The following is a 20,881-nucleotide window of genomic DNA, read 5'->3' as shown; positions in this document are numbered from 1 at the left end:
CGGCTGCACCTTTCCGCTGGTTGAGCCCCTCCCGCTGGTTGAGCTTGTCGAAACCCCCACCCGGTTTCGACAAGCTCAACCGGCGTTTCGGTGGCACCGCACCTATGCTGATGCGATGACCGCCGTGACCGTTCGCATTGCCGGGCCCGAGGATGCCGCCGCGCTCGCCGAGGTGGCCGCTGCCACGTTCCGCCTCGCCTGCCCGCCGCAGACCACCGAGCTGGCGATCGCCGAGTTCCTGCGCGATGTGCTCTCTGAGGCGCACTTCGCGGGCTACCTGGCCGATGACACCCGCACGGTGCTCCTCGCCGAGCAGGACGGGCGCGCGGTCGGCTACACGCTGCTCGTGTTCGGGGAGCCGGCAGACCCGGCGGTGAGCGCGGCCGTCGGCATCCGCCCGACCGTCGAGCTCAGCAAGTGCTACGTGCGCGCCGAGACGCACGGCGGCGGGGCGGGCGCCGCGCTGATGGCGGCGACACTCGAGGCGGCCAGCGAACGTGGAGCCGCCGGGATCTGGCTCGGCGTCAACGACCAGAACGCGCGGGCGATCCGCTTCTACGAGAAGAGCGGCTTCGTGAAAGTCGGGAACAAGCGTTTCTTGCTCGGCGGCGTCTACGAGAACGACCACACGCTGGAGCGCGCGCTCTAACCCCCGGCAACACTTCAGTTGAGAGCGGCCAAATGGCCACTTTCACGCCCCTCAACCGGCCATTTGACCGCTCTCAACGGACTTGCGCGCGATCAGCCAGATGCCGATCGCCGAGGCGACGAAGAGCGCGGCCAGGATCGCCCAACCCAGCATCCCGAGTTCGAGGGCCGTTGCCGTGATGACGAGCGGGGCGAGCATGGTGCCGAGCGAGAAGCCCATGCCGAACATGCCCTGGTAGGCGCCCGCCCGCTGCGGGTCGGCCAGCTCGAAGCTGAGGCCCCACGTGCCGGCCTGGGAGAGGATCTCGGCGAAGGAGTGGAACAGCGCGCCGCCGACGAGCAGCGTGATGGCCATCCCGACGCCCACCCCGACGCTGCCGCCGGCGACATCCGTGCCGGCAGACAGGGCGTACAGGCCGCACGCAATCAGCATGAAGGCGCCGGCGATGAGCACCGACCGGCCCGCCTTGCGGATGTCGTCGGTGCCGCGCGAGAGCGGGATCTGCAGCGCGATCACGATGACGGTGTTGACGATGAGCACCGCGGACACCATGACGTCGGGGGCGGCGGTGTTGTGCACGATCCAGAGCGGCACGCCGATCTCACCGAGTGCGAACTGCATGCCGAAGACCCCGGCCAGGGCGGTCAGCGCCAGGTAGCGGCGGTCGCGGAACGGCGAGCGGGCGGACGCCGCGGCGGCGGCAGCGGCCTGGCGCGCCGAGGCGACCTCGTGCGCGGCGATTGCCGCGGTATCGGCGTCGACCGCGAGCCGGGCGCGGCGCTCCCGCGGCGGCGCATCAACGATGTGTGCGGGGAGGCGCAGCATCTGCAAGGCGCTGACGGCGTAGATCGCGCCGGCGGCGATCATCAGGCCGCGGTAGGCCTCGATGGTGCCGGCGAGCAGGGCGAGGCCGGCGATCGCGCCGCCGGCTGCGATGCCGACATTGGTGATGGTGCGGAGAATGGCGCGGGTGCTCACCCGGTGCTCGCCGTCGAAGGCGCGGGCGATCACCGCCGAGCGCGTGGAGTTCGCCGCCCGATTCAACCCGGTCGCGATGCAGGCCAGCAGCAGCGCGGTGCCGAAGTCGCTGGCGAAGGGGTAGGCCGCCATGGTGACTCCCTCAAGCAGGAGGAACGCGAAGAGCATGCGCCGGGCCGAGAGGATGTCGGCGAAGTGGCCGCCGAGGTAGGAGGTGGCGACGCCAATGCCCGAGGAAATGCCCAGGATGAGCGCGATCTCGCCCGCGCTCAGGCCGACGAAGTGGGTGAAGAAGAGCACCGTGAGCGCGAAGAAGATGCCGCGGCCGAGAGTGGAGATGAGCGTCGACGTTGCCAGCACACGCAGCACCGGGTCGGCGAGGGCCGCGCGGATGCCGCTCGGGCGCTGCTTCGGCTCCGGGGAGGTGCCGGCGGCATCCGCATCGCTGAAGGGTGCGATCGGGATGCTGGCGGTGTCGGGGCTGCTGCTCATGCTGTATTTCTCCCACGGGGCGGACGCCGCCAAATATTGATGTAGCGTTTTGCTTCATGTTGCGTTACCAGCTGACCGAGACCGACCTCGGGAACGTGCGCTTCGCCCTCTCGCCGCTCTGCGAACTCGGGCTCTCGCTGCGCGCGCTGCGCGACCCAGCCCGCTACCCGCTGCAACTGCCGTGGCTGCGGCACACCGAGCAGGCGCGGACCGGCATCGACAACGAGATGCTGATGGCGCTGGTCGACGACAGGCTCTGGACGCCGGACTTCCTGAACCCACGGCCGCTCTCGCCGCTGACCCGGCTCGACGACGAGCTCGACGTGCTGCGCCGCATGCCCAGCCGGCGCTTCACCGAGCAGCTCATGATGGTGCACCAGGGGCGGATGCCGGCCGCGCTCGACGGGCCGCCGCGCGCAGCCATCGCCCGGATGGTGTCGGCGCTGGAACAGTTGTGGGCCGCCGGCTTCGTCGACTACTGGCCGCGGATGCGCACGATCCTGGAGGCCGACATCGTCTACCGGGGGCGGCAGCTGGTGCAGAGCGGGCTCTCGGCGATGCTGAACGGGCTGGCGCCGACCGCCTCCTGGGATGGTCGGGTGCTCACGGTGCGACTGCGCGCCCCGCTGGATCGTGACGTGGCGGGAGGCTCGGGGCTCACGCTCGTGCCCACGATGTTCACGAACCGCGCCTCGGCACCGATCGCCCCCGATGAACCGCCGACCATGTTCTACCCGGCCCGAGGGCAGGGCGCCATGTGGGAGGCGGAGCGGGTGCAGAACCCCGCGGCGCTCGCCGGGATCGTCGGTGAGGTGCGGGCGAAGCTCTTGATCGCGCTCGGCGAGCCGTCCTCGTCCACCGAGCTGGGCATCCGTTTCGGGGTGTCGACGTCGGCCGTGAACCAACACCTGCGGGTGCTGCGGGAGGCCGGCCTGCTCACCTCCACGCGCTACGGGCACAGCATGCTCTACCTGCGCAGCGAGCTGGGCTCCGCCCTGCTGGCCGGGTCTCCCGCCCAAGTCCGTTGAGAGCGGTCAAATGGCCACTTTCGAGGCGCCGAAGTGACCATTTGACCGCTCTCAACGGAATCAACGGGGGGTCGTCGCGGCGGGGCGGCGCACCCGCTCGTAGGCGGCGAGTGCGGCCCGGCGGCTCTCGCCGAGGTCGACGAGCGGCTCCGGGTAGTCGGGCGTGCCCCACTCCGGCACATGGCGCCGCACGTAGCTGCCGTGCGGGTCGAACTTCTGCTGCTGCAGCACGGGGTTGAAGATGCGGAAGTAGGGCGCGGCATCCGCCCCCGACCCGGCGACCCACTGCCAGTTGAATGGATTGCTGGCGGCGTCGGCGTCAACAAGGGTCTGCCAGAACCACTCCTCGCCCTGCCGCCAGTCGATCAGCAGGTTCTTGCTCAGATAGGACGCCACGACCATGCGCACCCGGTTGTGCATGGTGCCGGTGGCCCAGAGCTCGCGCATGCCGGCGTCGACGAGCGGAACACCGGTCAGGCCGCGCTGCCAGGCGGTCAGTGCGCGCGGATCGAGCGGCGGCCACTCGAACGCGTCGAACTCGCGCCGCCAGTTGACTCGGTGCAGATCCGCGGCGTGGAAACTGACGTGGGCAGCGAACTCGCGCCAGCCCAGCTGGCGCAGGAATGCCGAGGCTGCCTCGGCGCCGGGGTGCCCGGATGCCGCGGCGGCACGCACCCGCATCGTCTCGTGCCACACCGTGAACGGGCTGATCTCGCCCCAGCGCAGGGCGGGGGACAGGCGCGACGTCACGTCTTCGGCCGGCTCGTCGCGCTGCTCGGGGTAGAGCGGCAGCTTCTCGCCGAGGAACTCGGCCAACAGATCGAGGGCCCCCTGCTCGCCCGGCTGCCAGGCGGCGCGCAGCCCACCGGCCCAGTCGGGTGCGCTCGGCTGCAGGCCCCAGTCTTCCAGCGTCTCGCTCTGCGGTGACTGGGCCGTGCCGGCTGTGCCCGCCGGCGCGGGCAGCGGGCGGCGCGGCTCCGGCATCGCCAGGGCACGCCGCCAGAACGGGGTGAACACCGAGTACGGCTGGCCGGCGCCGGTCGTCAGCGTCCACGGCTCGTAGAGCAGCGACGCTGCGTGGCTCTGCACGTGCAGCCCCGCCTCCCGCAGCCCGAGCTTGAGCGCCGCATCGACGGTGCGCTCCGCCCGGCCGTAGCGACGGTTCCAGAACACCGCGTCTGCAGCGGCCTCGGTCGCGACGAGCGGGATCACGGCCCCGGCGGCGCCTCGGCGCAGCACCAGCGGGATGCCGAGCGCGTCCAGGCTGGCGCGCAGCGACTGCAGGCTCTGGTGCAGCCACCAGCGGGACGCCCCGCCGAGCGGGCGCACGTCGGGCGACTCCTCGTCGAGCAGGTAGACGGCGACCACCGGTGTGCCGCGGGCGATCGCGGCGGTGAGCGCCGGATTGTCGCCGACCCGCAGGTCGTCGCGGAACCAGACCAGCGCCGTTCTCATCGGGTGGCCGTCATCGCAGGGGCTCGCATCGTCAGTTCAGCTCGTCATCGACGCGCAGCACGAGCTTGCCGCGCACGTGACCGGTCTCCTGCAGGCGGTGTGCCTCGGCGGCCTCCGCCAGAGGGAGCACCCGGTCGACGTGCGGGCGCACCTGGCCCTGCTCGATCAGCCTGCTGATGACGGCGAGGGTGCGGGCGTCGGGGGAGATGTTGTAGCCGGTGGCGCGGATGCCGCGGGCTGCGGCATCCGCGGCCAGACTCGGCCAGCTGCCCGTCGGCGCGTTCACCAGCAGGCCGCCCGGCCGCAGCACGTCGAGCGAGCGGGTGCCGGTGTCGGCGTGCACATTGCCGATCAGGTCGATGACGACGTCGATGTCGCGCACGCGCTCTTCGAAGCGCTCGCTGCGGTAGTCGATGGTCTCGTGGGCACCGAGGCCGCGCAGGAACTCGGCGTTGCTGGCCGAGCCCGTCGCGGTGACGTGGGCGCCGAAGAAGCGGGCGAACTGCACCGCGAAGTGGCCGACCCCGCCGGCGCCGGCGTGCACCAGCATCCGCTGCCCCTGGTGTGCCTTCGCCAGGTCGACGACCATGCCCCAGGCAGTGAGAGCGGCGACCGGCGTCGCGGCGGCCTCGGCGAAGCTCAGCGAGGCCGGCTTCGGCAGCACGCTCATCGACGACACGGAGATGTACTCGGCGTAGCTGCCGCCGCCGCGCGGGTAGCGTCCCATGCCGTAGACGGCATCGCCCGGCTGCAGCGGGTGCGCGGCGTAAGGCACCTGCTCGACGATGCCGGCGAAGTCCAGCCCCAGCACGGTCGGGAAGCTCTCGATCGCTGCGGCCGTGCCGCGCCCGGCCCGGGTCTTCGCGTCGATCGGGTTCACTCCGGCGGCGACGACGCGCACCAGCAGCTCGTCGCTGATCCGCAGGGGCAGCGGGGCCTCGGCCAGGTGCAGCTCGGAGGCGTCGCCCAGGCGGTCGATGACCGCCGCCCGCATGGTCTTCGGTTCTGGCATCCGTCGCTCCTCGATTGCACATCGCACACTGCGCATTGCGCGTAGGTCCGCTGACCACGCTAACGCACGGGCGCGGCGTGGGCACCGAGGCGCCGATTGTAACGATTTGGGGGTGATTTCCGTCCACAGGCCCTGCGCTACGCGACCCTACTACGCAACAGGATTGTGCCCCAAAGGGGGACAAGCGGAACAGGAGTTGATCGTGCGATATAAAGCTCTGCTACTCACCGGTTTGGTGGTGGCTGCCCTCGTGGTGCCGGCGGCGCCCGCGATGGCCGGCAACAACGGCAACGGGAATCACGGCAACAACAACAGCAACAACGGGAACCACGGGAACGGCAACAACGGGAACGGCAACCACGGCAACAACGGAAACGGGGGTAACAACGGCAACGGCGGCGGGAACAGCCAGAACACCGACAAGTTGCTCAAAGCTGTCACGGTGAACGGCATCATGGCCCACACCCGGGTGCTGCAGCGGATCGCGAATGCCAATGGCGGCACGCGCGCATCGGGCACGCCGGGATTCAACGCCTCGGCCGCGTATGTCAGTGGCGAGCTGCGCAAGGCCGGGTACAAGGTCACTGAGCAGCCCTTCGATTTCCCCTACTACGAGGAGACCGGTCCGGCCTCGCTCAGCCAGCTGTCGCCGAGCCCGACCGACTACCAGGTCGCCACGCTCGACTACTCGGGCAGCGGCACCGTCGTCGGAACCGTCGTGGCGGCGCTGAACACGATCGTGCCGGCGTCCCCGACGCCGAGCTCGGCATCCGGATGTCTGCCGGGCGACTTCGCCCCCGCGTCGGCAACGGAGCCGCAGATCGCACTCATCCAGCGTGGCACCTGCACCTTCGAGGAGAAGGTGGCCAACGCCGTCGCTGCGGGCTATGACGCGGCCGCGATCTTCAACGAGGGCAACCCGGGGCGCACCGACCTTCTGACGGGCGTGACCCTCGGCGTGCCGGCAGCGGTGCCGGTGGTCGGGTTGAGCTACGCCGACGGCGCTGCGCTGTACACGGCGGCTCAGGCCGGCGCGGTCACGCTGTCGCTGAGCACGTCGACGATCTCAGAGAACCGCACGACCATGAACATCCTGGCCGACTCGAAGAAGGGCGACCCGAACAAGGTCGTCGTCGTGGGCGCGCACCTCGACTCGGTTCTGGCCGGGCCGGGCATCAACGACAACGGCAGCGGAACCGCGACCAACCTCGAGACCGCCATCCAGATGTCGAAGTTGAACATCAAGCCGCAGCAGCAGCTGCGCTTCGCATTCTGGGGAGCGGAAGAGGAGGGGCTCCTGGGCTCCACCCACTACGTCGCAAACCTCAGCGACGCGGAGCTCGGAACGATCTACGCGAACCTGAACTTCGACATGCTCGGATCGCCGAACTACGTGCGATTCGTCTATGACGGCGACGGCTCGGACGACCCGGATGGCCTCGCGGGCCCTCCCGGGTCTGCTCAGATCGAGACGGTGTTCACCGACTACTTCGCTGCGAAGGGTCTGGCGAGCGCACCGACCGCCTTTGACGGGCGCTCCGACTACGGCCCCTTCATCGAGGTCGGCATCCCCGCCGGCGGTCTCTTCAGCGGTGCCGAAGAGCTGAAGACCCCGGAGCAGGCAGCCATCTTCGGTGGCACGGCCGGGGCCGCGCTTGACCCCTGCTACCACCAGGCCTGCGACACGATGAACAACCTCAGCACAGCCGCGCTGAGCGAGCTCGGTGACGCGGCGGCGCACGCCACGATGACGCTGGCCATGATGAAGACCGGATTCTTCGAGGACGGCAGCCGCAGGGCTGCGGGTGCGCAGCTCTCGGTCGACAACTTCGACTACTGGGGCAGCGCGCTGCGCCGCTAGAACGAAGCGAGGCGAAGGTCCGGTCCCCGCGGTTGCGGGGGCCGGGCCTTTCGCATGTCGGCTCAGGCCGGAGGGGAAGAGCGCAGCCAGTCGGCGAGGCCGGCGCGCAGGGCTGCGGTTTGCGCGACCGGGGAGTCGTCGCGGGCGGGCACCCGCAGCAGCGGGGCGCCGAGTCCGGCCGCCCACTCCTCGGCGACGGGCACCGGGTGCACCGGGTCGCGCGGGGCCGCGACGACGAGCGATGGCACGCCCCTGGCCGCCAGCGCGGCGAGCTCGGCGGCGTCGTGGTAGGCGCGGTTGCGCGGAACCTCGGTCAGCCGCACGGCGCGCGCCGCGGCATCCGGGGCCGTGAACTGGGTCAGCAGCCCCCGCCCGCCAGCCGGGGAGGCGGCGAAGACCTCCTGGTAGAGCGAGCTCTCGCGAAAGACTCCGAGCCCCTCTACGGGCCCCAGCCGGGCCAGCAGCTCGGCGATTACGGGGAACACACGCAGGTTCGACGGCAGCGCCTCGCTGCTGAACGAGGGCCGCACGAACACCGCCCGGCGCACCGGCAACAGCTCGTCGAGGGTGATGCGCAGTGCGAGGGCCGCCCCCATCGAGATGCCGATCACGGTGACGGGCTCACCCGGAGGCAGGGCGTCGCGGGCGGATGCCGCCAGCTCACGGGCGAGGGCGGCCAGCGTGAAGTCCGCGGCATCGCCGACGAGGGGAGAGTCGCCATGCGCACGCACATCGAGCGCGACGACCGGGCCGGGGGAATCGGCCAGGGCCGGGGTGAACAGCTCGAGCGGCTGGCGTCGATCGGCGCCGAGCCCGTGCAGCAGGAGCGTGGACATCAGGGCACGTAGAGCGCGCCGGGCCCGTAGAGTTCCCGCGCCTCGGCCGCTCGGGCCGCGCGGGCGGAGGCTTGCGCCTGGGCCTCCATCTTGCGGGCTGTGCGGTCGCGCAGCTCGTCGACCAGTTGCCCGGCCAAGCCGATCAGCAGTGCGATCTGCTCGTCGTCGCGGTCGACCCAGCGGCTGAGGGGCTCGTCGCCGATCGGCACGAAGTTGTCGTGCTGCTCCCACACTACGAGGGTGCGCTCGGCGCCGAGCACGTACTGCTGCCACCACACCTGGCGCATGTAGGGGCGCGGGATGCTGCGCCACGCCTTGCTTGTCGTCTTGATCTCGGCGAGTTCCACCCGCCCGCCGGGACGAACGGCGATGCCGTCGGGCGTGGCCAGGTGCAGGCGCTCCTCCGCGGCGTGGAACAGGCTCGAACTCGGCTCGATGCCGTGCTGGCGGCGCACCCACTCGGCGATGACGGGTTCGCGGGCGCGACCGTGGTCGGTCCACGAGTTTCCGCTGAAGCTGGAGCCGTTGAGCTTCTCGTAGGCGGCCGATTGGATCGAGCGCGGGGTCGAGAGCTTGGCGACATCCGTCGCCGTGATGCCGCGTGCCCGGGCGTAGAGCCAGGCGGCGCGATCGCCGGAGTCGGCCACGATACGGGTGAGGCAGGGGGCCTCGGCTGCGGCGGGCGCCTCGTCACCAGAAGAATCGGTGTCGAACAGTCCCAGCACAGCATCACTCACCCCTCTATTGTCGCTCGCATTGCGCTGCCGTGTGCACCCAGCCCGAGAAACTGGCGGATGCCGGCTGCGAGCCCGACCCGCGGGGGTGCGCTGCCGATGCGCGAAACCTCAGCCCCTTCACCTACGCTGGCCATCTGACCTGACCGGCAAACGAGGGGCGCCAGCCAATGAGCCAGCAACCACCACCGAGCCATGCGCGCCGGAACGCCTCGCTGGTGCTGCTGCTGGCCTACATCGGCGTCGTCGCCGCCATGACGCTGTCGCCGACACCGCTCGACCAGGGCTTCGAGTCGACGATCGACAAGTTCCTCAGCGTGCTGCACCGCAACGGCGTGCCCGAGTGGTTCGGCTACAACAAGCTCGAGTTCACGGCGAACATCCTCATGTTCGTGCCGCTCGGCTTCCTTGTCGGGCTGGCGCTGCCCGCCCGTATCTGGTGGATTGCCGTGCTCGTCTCGCCAGCGCTCTCCATCGCTATCGAGCTGACGCAGGCCGGCCTGCTCACGGCGCGCTTCGCCACGATGAGTGACGTCTTCGCCAACACCATCGGTGGTCTGTTCGGCACACTGCTGGCCATGATCCTGCGCGCGATCGTGAACGCGCGCGACGAGAAGGTGATTGCCCGGGCGCTGTGGCAGCAGCAAGAACAGCAGAGACAGGGTGCGTTCCCCGCTACACGGGCTCGCTGAGTAGCCTGCGAGCCGGCTTCAGCTGGCGAGCGCGTCGATGCTCACGCGTCCACCCCGGTGAGGCGTCCGCGCCGGATCCACGCTGGCCGGCGGGATGAACCAGGGCACGTTGTCGACGATCTCAATCTGCCAGCCGTTGTCGTGTATTCGATGGTGGCAGCCGCTGCAGAGCAGGATGCCGTTCGCCAGGTCGGTGGGACCGTCATCCTTCTCCCACCATTTGAGGTGGTGCGCCTCGGCGTAGCCGGGCGGATGCGGGCACCCGGGCCAGGCGCAACCTCCGTCGCGCTCGGCAAGGGCGATCCGCTGGGCGCGGGTGAAGGTGCGGCGAGCCCTGCCGAGGTCGAGCACCTCGCCGGTCCCGCCGAGCACGACGGGGATGATCGCCGCGCTCGCCGATCGGCACCAGCATCACATCGGAGAGGAACGCCGGCGCGGAATTGCTGCCCTGCCTCGCGCACAGCCGCTCCGGGCCGAGCTCTGGGCGGGAGCGCCGGCCGACCTCTGCGGCCGCCCGCATCCGTAGCGCGTGACACGCGCTGGAGTTGTTCAACGGTGCTGTTGAGGGTGGCATCCGTCCTGCCCTCGAATTCGGCCTCCAGCTGTCGCCCGATTCCTTCGTGGGGCGGGCCCGCAAATGATGCCGGGGCCGCCTGCTCCCAGGCGGATGAGAGAGTATCCACCGTGCTGGCGAGGGCCTTAATGGCCTCGTTCATCGCTGCACCTCCTTGTGCGATCGATGTCTGTGTGAGTTTCTGGCCTACGACAAGAATGCCCCCGACCACCGACACGACTTTCTGCATGCCGGGCAAGGATTCTGTCCTGCAACGTACTCAATTGCAGCGAAGTGCTTTGTCGCGGAGTCCTTCCAGAGCACCCCACAGATGACCACAAGGCGCGCACTGATGCCCGACTGTGCGGTGGGGATGCCCCCACTGGGTCCCAGTTCAAACGTGTTGGGCCCGTATCCGGCCAGTAGAGCCATTCAGAGACTTGAGGTCCGCCCGGACGGATTTCGCTCAACCGGCTGGTACGTGGATGATTGGTGTGGACTTTGTCGGCGCGGCCGATCTAGCGGGTGCTTTGACTGCCCCGATACCAACTTGGGGAGAGTGGCTTCGTGAAGCTATCCGTAATCGGCTGTGGATACCTCGGAGCCGTGCATGCTTCGGCGATGGCCGAGCTGGGCCATGAGGTCGTCGGGATCGACGTCGACGCGGCCAAGATCGAGCAGCTGGCGGCCGGCACACCTCCGTTCTTCGAGCCGGGTCTGCCCGAGATCCTCACCTCGGCCGGCGCGAGCGGGCGCCTGCGCTTCAGCACCGAGATGGCCGCGGTCGCTGAGTCGACCGTGCACTTCGTCGCCGTGGGCACGCCGCAGATGCGCGACAGCCACGCGGCAGACATGCGCTACGTCGACGCGGCGATCGACGCATTGATCCCCTTCTTGAAGGAAGGCGACCTCGTCGTCGGCAAGAGCACCGTGCCGGTGGGCACTGCGGCCAGGCTCGCGAAGAAGATCGCCGACAGCGGCTCCGGAGCCATGTTGGCGTGGAACCCCGAGTTTCTGCGCGAGGGCTTCGCCGTGAAAGACACGATCGAGCCCGATCGTCTCGTCTATGGCGTGGCTGATGAGCGCGCGGCATCCGTTCTGGATGAGGTCTACGCCACGGCGCTCGGCACCGGCACCCCGCGGATCATCACCGATTACGCCACGGCCGAGCTGGTCAAGGTGTCGGCCAACGCCTTCCTGGCCACCAAGATCTCGTTCATCAATGCGATGGCAGAAATCGCCGAGGTGACGGGCGCGGATGTCGGTCAGCTCGCTGACGCGCTCGGGCACGACGCTCGCATCGGCCGCCGCTTCTTGAACGCCGGTGTCGGTTTCGGCGGCGGCTGCCTGCCCAAGGATATCCGGGCATTCACGGCGCGCGCCGAGGAGCTCGGCCGCGGCGAATCCGTTGCATTCCTCAAAGAGGTCGACTCGATCAACATGCGTCAGCGTCAGCGCGTCGTCGACCTCGCGGTGGAGGCGCTCGGCGGCTCTGTCAACCACAAGCGCGTCGCTGTGCTCGGTGTCACCTTCAAGCCCGAATCGGATGACGTGCGCGACTCCCCGGCCCTCGACGTCGCCGTGCAGCTCAAGGGCCTGGGCGCCCAGGTCATCGCGACAGACCCGCAGGGCATTGAGAATGCCCGGGGGCGTCACCCGCAGCTCGACTACACGGAGTCCGTCGACGAGGCTCTGGCCGGCGCGGACCTCGTGGTGCTTGCCACCGAGTGGAAGCAGTTCCGCGAGCTCGACCCGGCGTGGGCTGCGACGCTCGTCAGCGGGCAAACCGTGATCGATGGCCGCAACGTTCTGGATGCCGCCGCCTGGCGTGCTGCCGGATGGACGTATCGGGGCATGGGGCGGCCGTAACTGCATCGCCCTCCGCGATTCATTCATCTCAGATTCCGGCTTTCGGTGTTGAAGGTGCCGTCGGGCTGCCCGTGGCGCTAGCTGGCGCAACTTTCCTGCTGTAGCCGAGCGCTCCTGCTGCAGCCCATCTGTCTTGCTCGTGCGCAGCGAAGCCAGCTCGGGGCCGACCGACAGCCGTCATCACAATCATTCGGATAGCCCAGGGAAAGCGATATCCATGGCACTGCAACACAGCGCGTCGGCTCCTGCCCGCGTTGAAAAGACGCTGACGCCCGTCCGCGGCGACATCCAGGCGCTGAGGGCGCTCGCTGTCGGACTCGTTGTTCTCAACCATCTGTGGCCCGATCGCGTGGCAGGCGGATACATAGGCGTCGACATCTTCTTTGTGATCTCCGGCTTCCTGATCACCGCGCACCTCCGCCGCGAAGTTGACCAAACAGGGCGAGTGGACATTGCCCGGTTCTGGGCCCGTCGCGCGAGACGCCTCTTGCCCGCCGCGTTCCTTGTTCTACTGTTTTCTGCATTCGTGAGCGCGGTCCTCTTGCCAATTACGGACCGCGAGTCGGCCTACCAGCAAATCGGGGCCGCCGGGGCGTACGTGCTCAATTGGCTGCTCGCAGCCACCTCAATGGACTACTTCGCGACTGGGTCGGCGCCCTCTCCAGTTACGCACTTCTGGTCTTTGTCTGTCGAGGAACAGTTCTACATCGCGTGGCCACTGCTGATCGTCAGCAGCCTCCTTCTGGCGCGCAAGCTGCCCGGGCTCTCGCGCGATGCCTTGATCATAATTCTCATCACGATGGTGTTCATCGGATCGCTGGCTTGGGGCATTCACAGCGCCAACGCCGAGCAGGCTGCGGCGTACTTCCAGACCACTGGGAGAGCCTGGGAGTTTGCGGCTGGTGGCCTGCTCACGTTCCTGCCCTCCCCGAAATCCCGGTTGAAGCCTCTGCTCATCCCGGTGGCGTGGGCGAGCTGGGTGATCCTTCTGCTGGGTGCCTACGTGCTGGATGGCAGCAGCGGTTTCCCGGGGGCCCTGGCCCTCGTGCCGGTCATCGCAACGGCAGCCCTGATCTGGATTGGCGACATTAACAGCGTTTGGGCGCCAGCGAGACTAACTTCCCTGCGCCCGATCCAGTTTGTGGGCAACATCTCATACTCTTTGTATCTGTGGCATTGGCCGCTGATTGTCGCAGCTCCATTTGTGCTCAACCGCGAAATCTATGCGGTCGACAAGGTTCTCCTGCTCGCCATCGCAATTGCCCTCGCGTTCGTTTCACAGCGCTTCGTTGAGGACCCAGTCAGGCGTTCTGACGCCAAACTTTTCCAGCGACCACGGCCAGTGCTCGCCTTGACCGCGGTGACAATGGCAGCTCTGTTGGTCGGCACGTGGGCGGCGGGAGCGCGACTGGGCGACCGCGCAGAGACTGCGGCGCGGGCGCTCCACGTGAACTCGGTGGAGCCAGACGGCTGTTTCGGCGCGCAGGCCTTTCTTTCGGGCGCCGATTGCGCTCACTCTCATACTCTGACCGATCCCGACTTCCTGCTCATCACGGCCGAAAGTCAGATAGACACCGTCCGTAACGGCGATACGTGTCTGCAGGCGCGTGAGGAGACGGAACTCCTGCCCTGTTCGTTTGGAGCAGAGGATGAGACCAAGCGAGTGAATGCGGCGCTCATCGGGGACTCCCATGCGCGCATGTGGTTCCCGGCGCTCGACGCAATTGCGCTCAAGACGCAGCTGAGAGTTACGGCCTATGTAAAGAGCGCGTGTTCCCCAACGCTTGATCCATCTGTGGGCTACGCGAACGCGAGCGCGCACGATGAGCAGTGTCGCGTGTGGCGCGAATCCGCGATTCGCGAGATCGCCGAAGACCCTCTTATCGACGTCGTCATTACGTCCAGCTTCGACCGGAACTATCTTGGCGGTACCGATTCTCGCGGCAACCGCGTGGTGGACACGGGGGAAGGGTATGTCGCCGCATGGAACACGTGGCTTGCAGCTGGAAAACGCGTTCTCGTGATCAACGAGGTTCCTGAGCCAGAGCGATCAGTTCCGCAATGCATCGCGGAGGAGTTCACCATGGTGGACCCATGCACGTGGCCTTCCTCGCGAATCGCCGAAGCTGGACCACTCAAGAGGGCGGCGGCCGCGATCGAACACCCTCGATTTGAGTTCGTCGACTTTGAGTCAGACTTCTGCGACGAAACCGTGTGCCACTCCATCGTTGGCGGGATCCCTGCCTATCTCGATACCAGCCACATCACCGCACCATTTGCACGCACTTTTGCCTCACGATTCGAATCATTGGAAACGTTCGCTGACGGCGCTGGGGCGAACCCCTCGAACGTCCAGTAGGAGCAGCCAGGCGAGCACGTGCATGCCGTGATCCACGTTCGGCCCAATGATCGCGCTGCGCCACGCGAAGAACACCCCGGGGGCACCGGAATGCAAAAGTCAGCCGTGGGCAAACTTCAATCAGAGCTTCCGGTAATCTCTTGCGGCTATCAAATCGCGCGCGATCATGCGCCACAAGTAGGCGAGACACTGTGCGTGGAAGATCGCTGCCACACACCCCTACCCTCGATGGCATCCGTGCGATCGCGGTACTGACGGTCTTCGCTCACCATGTCTTTCCGTGGTCTGGAATCCCCGGCCTCGGCGTCGATGTCTTCTTCGCCATCAGCGGATGGCTCATCACCCGCATCCTGCTGAGGGAATTCGACAAGAACGGCAAGATCAACCTCGGCAAGTTCTACGCCAAACGCGCACTTCGCCTCTACCCGCCCCTGCTTGTGACTGTCGCCACGTTCCTACTGCTGTGGTTCACACAGGGTCAACCGTTCACAAAGGTGCTCGAGTCGTCGGCATGGTCACTGACTTACCTTTCGAACATTGCGATGACGGCCGGATGGTCACAAGTGCTGCACTTAGCGCACACGTGGTCGCTGGCGATGGAAGAACAGTTCTACGTGATCTGGCCCCTCGTCCTGATCCTCATGCTCACGCTCAAGATGCCGCGCGGCCTGATGCTGACACTCCTCGGCGTAGGCACGGCGATCAGCTTCGCTTCGTGGGTGCTCCTGCCTGACCAGCCGTTCAACCCGATCTCGCGCGCCGGCGCGATGCTGGTCGGCTGCGCAGTCGCAATCCTGGTCGAGAAGAAGCCCTGGCAGAACACGCCCATCGCGTACATTGCCGCGCTCGCGATCACAGGCGTCGTGTTCGCCCACACCTTCGCCGATTTCAACTACACCGCCACCACGTGGATCGTGATTGGTCTGACACCGCTCGTGATCCTTCACGCCGCCTTCGGACAGAGCTTCATCACCCGCCTGCTCTCAGCACCGTGGTTGGTATACATCGGGGTGATCAGCTACGAGATCTACCTATGGCACTACCCGATCTTCCGTGCAGTGCGCGACACTGGCGACTTCACCGGAGCTCAGGTCGGGCTCATCACCCTCATCCTCACCCTTACCGCATCTGCGCTCAGCCACATGGTTCTCGCGAAGCCGATCGCGAAGTTCCGGGCCCGCATCGACTCGCCGAAACCGGCTCCCGAGGCGGTCCTCGTACCCGCATAGCAATACCGCTTGGGTAGACCAAGCATGCCAGCGAGAGGTGCATGCGGGGAGCGGGTGCTAGCGACTGCCGCCCCGCATAACTGCATTTTGTAAGTCGATAGAGTGGTCGAGTGCGTTCGAAGACCCTGACTTACCTTCCTGCGCTCGACGGCATACGAGGTGTCGCGGTTCTCGTGGTGTTTTTCTACCATGCCTTCCACTGGCTCGGGGTTCCGGGCTGGCTCGGAGTCGACGTTTTCTTTGTGATCAGCGGATGGCTCATCACGCGCATCCTGATCAAAGAGCGTGTCAAGAACGGTCGTATCAACCTCGGACGGTTCTATCTGAAGCGGTTTCTGAGGCTTTACCCGGCGCTTCTCACAATGGTTGCCGTGGTGACGTTCGTGATGCTGGGGCTCGGGATTCTGGTTCCAACGCTTCTCAGCGACGCCGTCGTAGCGCTGAGCTATACCTCGAACATCGCGATGTCCTACTTCGGCACGTACATGATGCCGTTCCGTCACACGTGGTCGCTGGCCACGGAGGAGCAGTTCTACCTCCTCTGGCCGTTGATCCTCGTGGCGCTCTTCGCGTTCAAACTGAGCAACCGGACGCTTGCGATCCTCACCGGCGGCCTGGCAGTTGCCGGCTTCATGCTGAAGATCACGCTCGCGACAGTGGAATACAGCCCGCTGGCCAACACAAGCGCGCTCCTCGTCGGCTGCGCTGCTGCTTTCGTCGTTGCGGACAAGCCGTGGCAGAGCACTCCCCTCGCATATCTGGGGGTGGCGGCCATGCTTGTTTCGATAGCCGGTCATATGCTCGGCCTAGTGTCGAACTTCGCGGTGGCCGCAGTCGTCATCCTGTCCACGCCGTTCTTGATTTTCCATGCAGCGAGTGGGAAGGGCCCCCTCGTGTGGTGCCTCTCGCGCCCCTGGCTGGTCTATGTCGGTGTGGTCAGCTACGGGATCTACCTGTGGCACTATCCGATCTTGTTCATTCTGCGTACGAGTACCGACCTGTCTGGCGGTGCACTTGGAGCGGTCGCGGTCGTCCTCACCGGCATTGCGACTGTGCTCAGCCACAAATTTGTAGAGACGCCCTTCAACGCGCTCAAGGATCAGATCGGCACGCGGCAAACCGCCCGCGATGCCGGCCCGTTCTGTTCTGACCGCACGGGCCCACACAACGGCGTAGACGTGCTCGACGAGCAAGGGGCGGCGCAGGTACCGCCACGACGAGACGACGTCAGTCTCGGAGGCCGTCACAGCCCTGGGTAGCTGTGACGAATCAACTACGCTGGGTGCAGGGGTGCTCACGGCATTTAGGGGCAGGTTTCGCTGCTAAATGTGGGCCCGATCTATGCAGCTCGGAAACGGGTGGCATGAAAGGCTCAAGTTGGGCATTCAAGCGAAACCCGTCGTCGGCTTCTGGCGGCTCGTCGTGCTTCAAAGCACAGAAACGTTCATTCGTACTCAGAGTGACGCCTTGATCACATGGCAGGCGCGGACAGTCGGGTTCAAGGCGATTGCGTCGTCGCTGTCGCGAGCCGACGACCTCGTGGCGCAACACGGGCGATATCGGAGCGCGGTTATGCTGCGACTGTTTCGCCTCACCCGAAAGTCACGCCGCTTGGAGCGCCTGTTCTCCAGCGCAGGCGCCGAGATGATTCACGCGCACTTCAGCGAAGATGCCGGCCTCATCACACCAACTGCTCGACGCCTGAACCTTCCGACCGTGGTGAGCGTCTATGGCTTTGACGTGACCCGAGCTCTGCCCAACACTCAGTTGGGGAGGCGCCAAGCGCGTCGACGCACGGAAGCGTTTGAGTACGCATCCGCAATTCTGGCGAACTCTCGTTTCATGGCGGAGAGCGCGGTGGTATGCGGGGCGGATCCGAGCAAGGTCGAAGTGGTTCATCTCGGAATCGCGCTGAGCTCCGCCCCAGCCCAGGCGGACAACGCCGAGCGAGACGGAATCCTTTTCGTGGGACGCCTCGTTGAGAAGAAGGGGCTCGAGGATCTGATCCGGGCAGCGAGCCTGTTCCCGCCCGAGTTGGCCGGGACCAAGATTGTCGTGGTCGGCGACGGGCCGCTTCGGAGCGAGCTCGAACTGCTGGCACAGCAGCACGGCGTGAACGTCGATTTCAAAGGCTCGCAGCATGCGAGCGCGATCCAGGCCGAGATGGATGCCGCCGCACTGCTGTGTGTGCCGTCAAAGACCGCAGCCGACGGTGACTCCGAGGGCCTCCCGACCATCATCTTGGAGGGTGCATATGCGGGCCTGCCGGTGGTCAGCACCGAGCACTCCGGGATTCCGGAAGCCGTGGTTTCGGGGACAACAGGGATTCTTGTTCCAGAGAACAACCCCGAACGTCTTTCGGAGGCGCTGAGCGAGTTGCTCTCCGATCGAGCCAAGGCCGCACGGTATGGTGCAGCGGGCCGAGCGCACATCGCTGAGCACTTTGACAGCGCCGAATGCGCACGAAAGCTTGAGGCCGTCTACTCGCGTGTGGTTGCTCAGCACGCAACACGCTGAGCAGGCGCGACCCCAGAATTCGGTCGCTCGGCGTCAGGCCATGTCGTAGATCTCAAGTGAGCCGACCCCGATGTGGTCGTCAGTGAGATTCGCCCGTGCCCAGGTCCGAGCATTCGTCGCCATGCTGAGACGCAGCTCATGGTCATCGAGAAGCTCGGCCGTTCGCGCAACGAGCTCGTCATCGTCACGGCAGATGTAGCCGGTCCGGCCGTCAACCACGCAATCGACATTCCCGACCACGTCCGACACGATCGCGGGAACGCCCTGCAACTGGGCCTGGATCAACGACAAGGCCATGCCTTCCCACAGCGTAGGAAAGAGCAGGAGGTCGAAGCCGGAGATCGTCTTCTTCAGCTCGTCAGCGTTGATCCAGCCGGTCACATCGACCTCGGGGCGCCCCAGCCAGCGGTCGATGTCTGCCTCGTCCCCGCCGCCCACCCAGACGAAATCGGCTCTGGACGAGAGCTCTTTTGCGACGGCCGCGAAACGCCAAGGCGCCTTCTGGTAGCAGACTCGGCCAACCATGCCAACGGTCAGTCTCCCCTTTGCGTCCTCCGGAATGGCCTCAATCCGATGCGCTTCATGTGAGAGCCCATTGCGAAGCAGGAACGCGCGCGGTGCACGGATGGTCTCGGCGGCCAGCGCCATCTCCGAGTTCGACGACAGGATGAGGCCAGAGCCGCGCCGGGCGAGGAACCGCTCGAGCCCGAGGACCGCCCGCCGCACGATGGGGTGCATATTGAGGCGCAAGAACGCAAAACCGTGGGGCGAGTAGAAGACCTTGACCTTCGATCGGATGCCCATTCGCGCACCTCGCCCGATCACACCGGCCACGGTGGAGTGACAGTGGACGACATCCACCGCATTGTCTCTGTAGATGCGGCGCAGGTTGGTCCACATTGTGGCAAGGTCAACGACGCGATTCCCGTGCGGCTCCACGCGCTGGAGTTTCACCGCGTGGTTGAATCGCGTACGCAGCTCTTCGGGGCTGGGCGTGTCGCTGCGGACAAGATACATGACCTCGACCTGGGCCCCTTGAACTGCCTGCATGTGGCTCAGCCGTTCGGTCAGCGTCATGACGCCGCTGCCCATCGATTCTGTTACATGTAATACGTGCACTTCATACTCTCGGGCCAGTTCTGACGATGGGGTGCGTGCGGGCGAGGAGGTCGCCTCAGTCACTTTAACTCAGTTCGTGCGGCACAGCCGATGGTGCCGCGTGCGCACTTCCTCTCGCCAGCTCGTCCTGGTCCGACAGCGGTGCGTCGCCGCTGCTCTGGGCCGGCTGGCGGCCGAGTGCGCGTCGTCCGCGTTTGGTTCGTATGTCGACCTCACCGGGTGCCTGCGGATCGAGCGGTCTGCGTCGGGCCGCGACCACCACCAGCAGCACGAAGCCGAGATTCCAGCTGAGCGCATCCCACGAGGCGAACATAACCAACATCACGATGAGCAGCATGCGCCCAAGCACGTCGTTGCGCAGCCAGCCCACGATCACGGCCGCCGCCAGTAGACCGAGACCCACGAGGCCAGTGGCCCAACCCGTGCGCAAGAACTCCTGGTCAAAAACGTCGATGCCGTCCACTCCAACCGCGAAGCGTTGCAGTGCCTCGGCAATGCTGCCGTAGCCGGTGCCGAAGAGTGTCTCGAGCACCGAGCCGCGCTGCACCAATTCAGGCAAGAGCTGGAGGACCCCTGCCCGGTGCGTGAAAGAGTCAGTTTCCTTGACGGTCCCGAGACCGAGGTTTTCGAGCAGTCCTGAGTAATAGACGGCGATAGAAACGGCAACGGCGACGGCGCCGCCGATGAGGAGAGTCTTCAGCCGCAGCTTCGTGGCCAAGAAGTACACAAGCGCAAGTACCGCCGCGATCAAGGCACTCCGTGTGCCCGAAAAGACGATGAGAGTGCCGGCGACGGCGGCAACAGCCAGAGCCCAATACAGACGCCGTTCAACAAACAGCCAGATGCAAACCACGATTCCGACAGCGGCAAGGACGCCGAGAGGAATGGGGTGTCCGGTCGAGCCCATCGCGCGGCCGACGAGCCAGGGCGCAATCGTATTGACGCGGCTCTCGATATGGTCCCAGCCGACGCTCATCGGCCAGATAGCTTCGGCACGGAAGGAGACTTCGGCCACTGCGAGTAGGAACTGTAGAACGATGACTGCTGGAATGGCGGTCAGGAGGAGGTCAAGGGGTCTCCCGCGTCTGTCTACCCAGCTTTGCCCCGCGAGCACCGCAAGAAGGCTCAGTCCCGCACCCGACGAAAGGATGACGAGCCCGTATGGCCAGTCAGTTTCGACCAGACTCCGAACCGTGACATAGGAGATGAACAGGATCAGCCACGGATTGGTTCGACGAAAATCGATGAAGGGCAGAGCCCGAAAACTTCCGATGGCCAACAGCAGCAACGAGGCGAGGGTCGCCAGCGCGACCACGCTAGTTGGCGGGGTGTTGGAGGGTACGAGCACCGCCAGCACGAGCGCGCACACAGCAGCCACGTAGCCCGAGACTCTCGCCCGCGTTCTGAGCACAGCGAAAACACCAGCGACAAAGAGAATTGTCACAAAGATCATTGGAGCCCCCGCATCCATGTCACACAACGCGCGGCAGCCCGAAAC

General features: G+C 66.4%; 17 protein-coding genes. 9 read left to right on the top strand and 8 right to left on the bottom strand.

The window, feature by feature from the left end:
* The first annotated feature begins 115 nt into the window (after positions 1–115).
* Complete coding sequence (locus AWU67_RS12775; RefSeq protein ID WP_067229716.1) at positions 116–649, top strand: GNAT family N-acetyltransferase; 534 nt, start codon at positions 116–118, stop codon at positions 647–649.
* Positions 650–700: 51 nt separating this feature from the next.
* On the opposite strand, the gene AWU67_RS12770 is transcribed toward AWU67_RS12775, so the two are convergent.
* Positions 701–2,119 (bottom strand): MFS transporter, encoded by a 1,419-nt coding sequence (locus AWU67_RS12770; protein ID WP_067229713.1) that lies wholly within the window; start codon positions 2,117–2,119, stop codon positions 701–703.
* A gap of 56 nt (positions 2,120–2,175) precedes the next feature.
* On the opposite strand from AWU67_RS12770, the gene AWU67_RS12765 reads away from it, so the two are divergent.
* Positions 2,176–3,147 (top strand): ArsR/SmtB family transcription factor, encoded by a 972-nt coding sequence (locus AWU67_RS12765; RefSeq protein ID WP_067229710.1) that lies wholly within the window; start codon positions 2,176–2,178, stop codon positions 3,145–3,147.
* Between the two features lie 60 nt (positions 3,148–3,207).
* On the opposite strand, the gene AWU67_RS12760 is transcribed toward AWU67_RS12765, so the two are convergent.
* Together AWU67_RS12760 and AWU67_RS12755 are read right to left on the bottom strand one after the other, a co-directional pair.
* Positions 3,208–4,602, bottom strand: coding sequence for a cryptochrome/photolyase family protein (locus AWU67_RS12760; RefSeq protein WP_067229706.1), 1,395 nt, complete (start codon positions 4,600–4,602; stop codon positions 3,208–3,210).
* A gap of 31 nt (positions 4,603–4,633) precedes the next feature.
* Entirely contained in the window at positions 4,634–5,614 is a 981-nt protein-coding gene (locus tag AWU67_RS12755; protein WP_234407253.1) for an NADP-dependent oxidoreductase, read from the bottom strand.
* Positions 5,615–5,816: 202 nt separating this feature from the next.
* Here AWU67_RS12755 and AWU67_RS12750 point away from each other — a divergent pair, with 202 nt between their 5' ends.
* Positions 5,817–7,475 (top strand): M20/M25/M40 family metallo-hydrolase, encoded by a 1,659-nt coding sequence (locus AWU67_RS12750; protein ID WP_067232737.1) that lies wholly within the window; start codon positions 5,817–5,819, stop codon positions 7,473–7,475.
* Between the two features lie 62 nt (positions 7,476–7,537).
* Here the strand turns inward: AWU67_RS12750 and AWU67_RS12745 are convergent, their stop codons facing one another.
* On the bottom strand, positions 7,538–8,311 hold the full coding sequence (locus AWU67_RS12745; protein ID WP_067229700.1) for an alpha/beta fold hydrolase: 774 nt from the start codon (positions 8,309–8,311) through the stop codon (positions 7,538–7,540).
* Positions 8,311–8,961 carry a YqaJ viral recombinase family protein gene (locus AWU67_RS12740; RefSeq protein ID WP_234407433.1) on the bottom strand — a complete coding sequence of 217 codons (651 nt, stop codon included), beginning with the start codon at positions 8,959–8,961 and terminating at the stop codon, positions 8,311–8,313. The genes AWU67_RS12745 and AWU67_RS12740 overlap by 1 nt, the downstream gene beginning before the upstream one ends.
* 254 nt (positions 8,962–9,215) lie before the next feature.
* Between AWU67_RS12740 and AWU67_RS12735 the strand changes: the two genes are divergently transcribed.
* The gene (locus tag AWU67_RS12735; RefSeq protein WP_067229698.1) at positions 9,216–9,737 is read left to right on the top strand and encodes a VanZ family protein; all 522 of its coding nucleotides are present in this window, start codon (positions 9,216–9,218) and stop codon (positions 9,735–9,737) included.
* 18 nt (positions 9,738–9,755) lie between these two features.
* On the opposite strand, the gene AWU67_RS12730 is transcribed toward AWU67_RS12735, so the two are convergent.
* A complete protein-coding gene (locus AWU67_RS12730) occupies positions 9,756–10,109 on the bottom strand; it encodes an HNH endonuclease signature motif containing protein (protein WP_067229694.1) in 354 nt (117 codons plus the stop codon).
* Positions 10,110–10,857: 748 nt separating this feature from the next.
* Here AWU67_RS12730 and AWU67_RS12725 point away from each other — a divergent pair.
* The 5 genes from AWU67_RS12725 to AWU67_RS12705 all read left to right on the top strand — a co-directional run bounded on the left by AWU67_RS12725 (position 10,858) and on the right by AWU67_RS12705 (position 18,264).
* Positions 10,858–12,159, top strand: a complete 1,302-nt coding sequence (locus AWU67_RS12725) for a UDP-glucose dehydrogenase family protein (protein WP_067229691.1) — start codon at positions 10,858–10,860, stop codon at positions 12,157–12,159.
* Positions 12,160–12,376: 217 nt separating this feature from the next.
* Complete coding sequence (locus tag AWU67_RS12720; RefSeq protein ID WP_067229688.1) at positions 12,377–14,518, top strand: acyltransferase family protein; 2,142 nt, start codon at positions 12,377–12,379, stop codon at positions 14,516–14,518.
* Positions 14,519–14,709: 191 nt separating this feature from the next.
* Complete coding sequence (locus AWU67_RS12715; RefSeq protein ID WP_067229685.1) at positions 14,710–15,747, top strand: acyltransferase family protein; 1,038 nt, start codon at positions 14,710–14,712, stop codon at positions 15,745–15,747.
* Positions 15,748–15,857: 110 nt separating this feature from the next.
* Positions 15,858–17,006 (top strand): acyltransferase family protein, encoded by a 1,149-nt coding sequence (locus tag AWU67_RS12710; RefSeq protein WP_067229681.1) that lies wholly within the window; start codon positions 15,858–15,860, stop codon positions 17,004–17,006.
* An 82-nt stretch (positions 17,007–17,088) separates the two neighbouring features.
* Positions 17,089–18,264, top strand: a complete 1,176-nt coding sequence (locus AWU67_RS12705) for a glycosyltransferase (RefSeq protein WP_067229678.1) — start codon at positions 17,089–17,091, stop codon at positions 18,262–18,264.
* A gap of 33 nt (positions 18,265–18,297) precedes the next feature.
* Here the strand turns inward: AWU67_RS12705 and AWU67_RS12700 are convergent, their stop codons facing one another.
* Both AWU67_RS12700 and AWU67_RS12695 read right to left on the bottom strand, forming a co-directional pair.
* Positions 18,298–19,341: a glycosyltransferase gene (locus AWU67_RS12700; RefSeq protein WP_160329757.1), complete on the bottom strand. Its 1,044-nt coding sequence runs from the start codon at positions 19,339–19,341 to the stop codon at positions 18,298–18,300.
* Between the two features lie 106 nt (positions 19,342–19,447).
* Positions 19,448–20,836, bottom strand: a complete 1,389-nt coding sequence (locus AWU67_RS12695) for an O-antigen ligase family protein (protein WP_067229670.1) — start codon at positions 20,834–20,836, stop codon at positions 19,448–19,450.
* Between the last annotated feature and the right edge of the window lie 45 nt (positions 20,837–20,881).

The sequence above is a fragment of the Microterricola viridarii genome, from assembly GCF_001542775.1.
In the GTDB taxonomy this organism is placed as follows: domain Bacteria; phylum Actinomycetota; class Actinomycetes; order Actinomycetales; family Microbacteriaceae; genus Microterricola; species Microterricola viridarii_A.
This window is presented reverse-complemented; position numbering and strand designations above follow the sequence as displayed.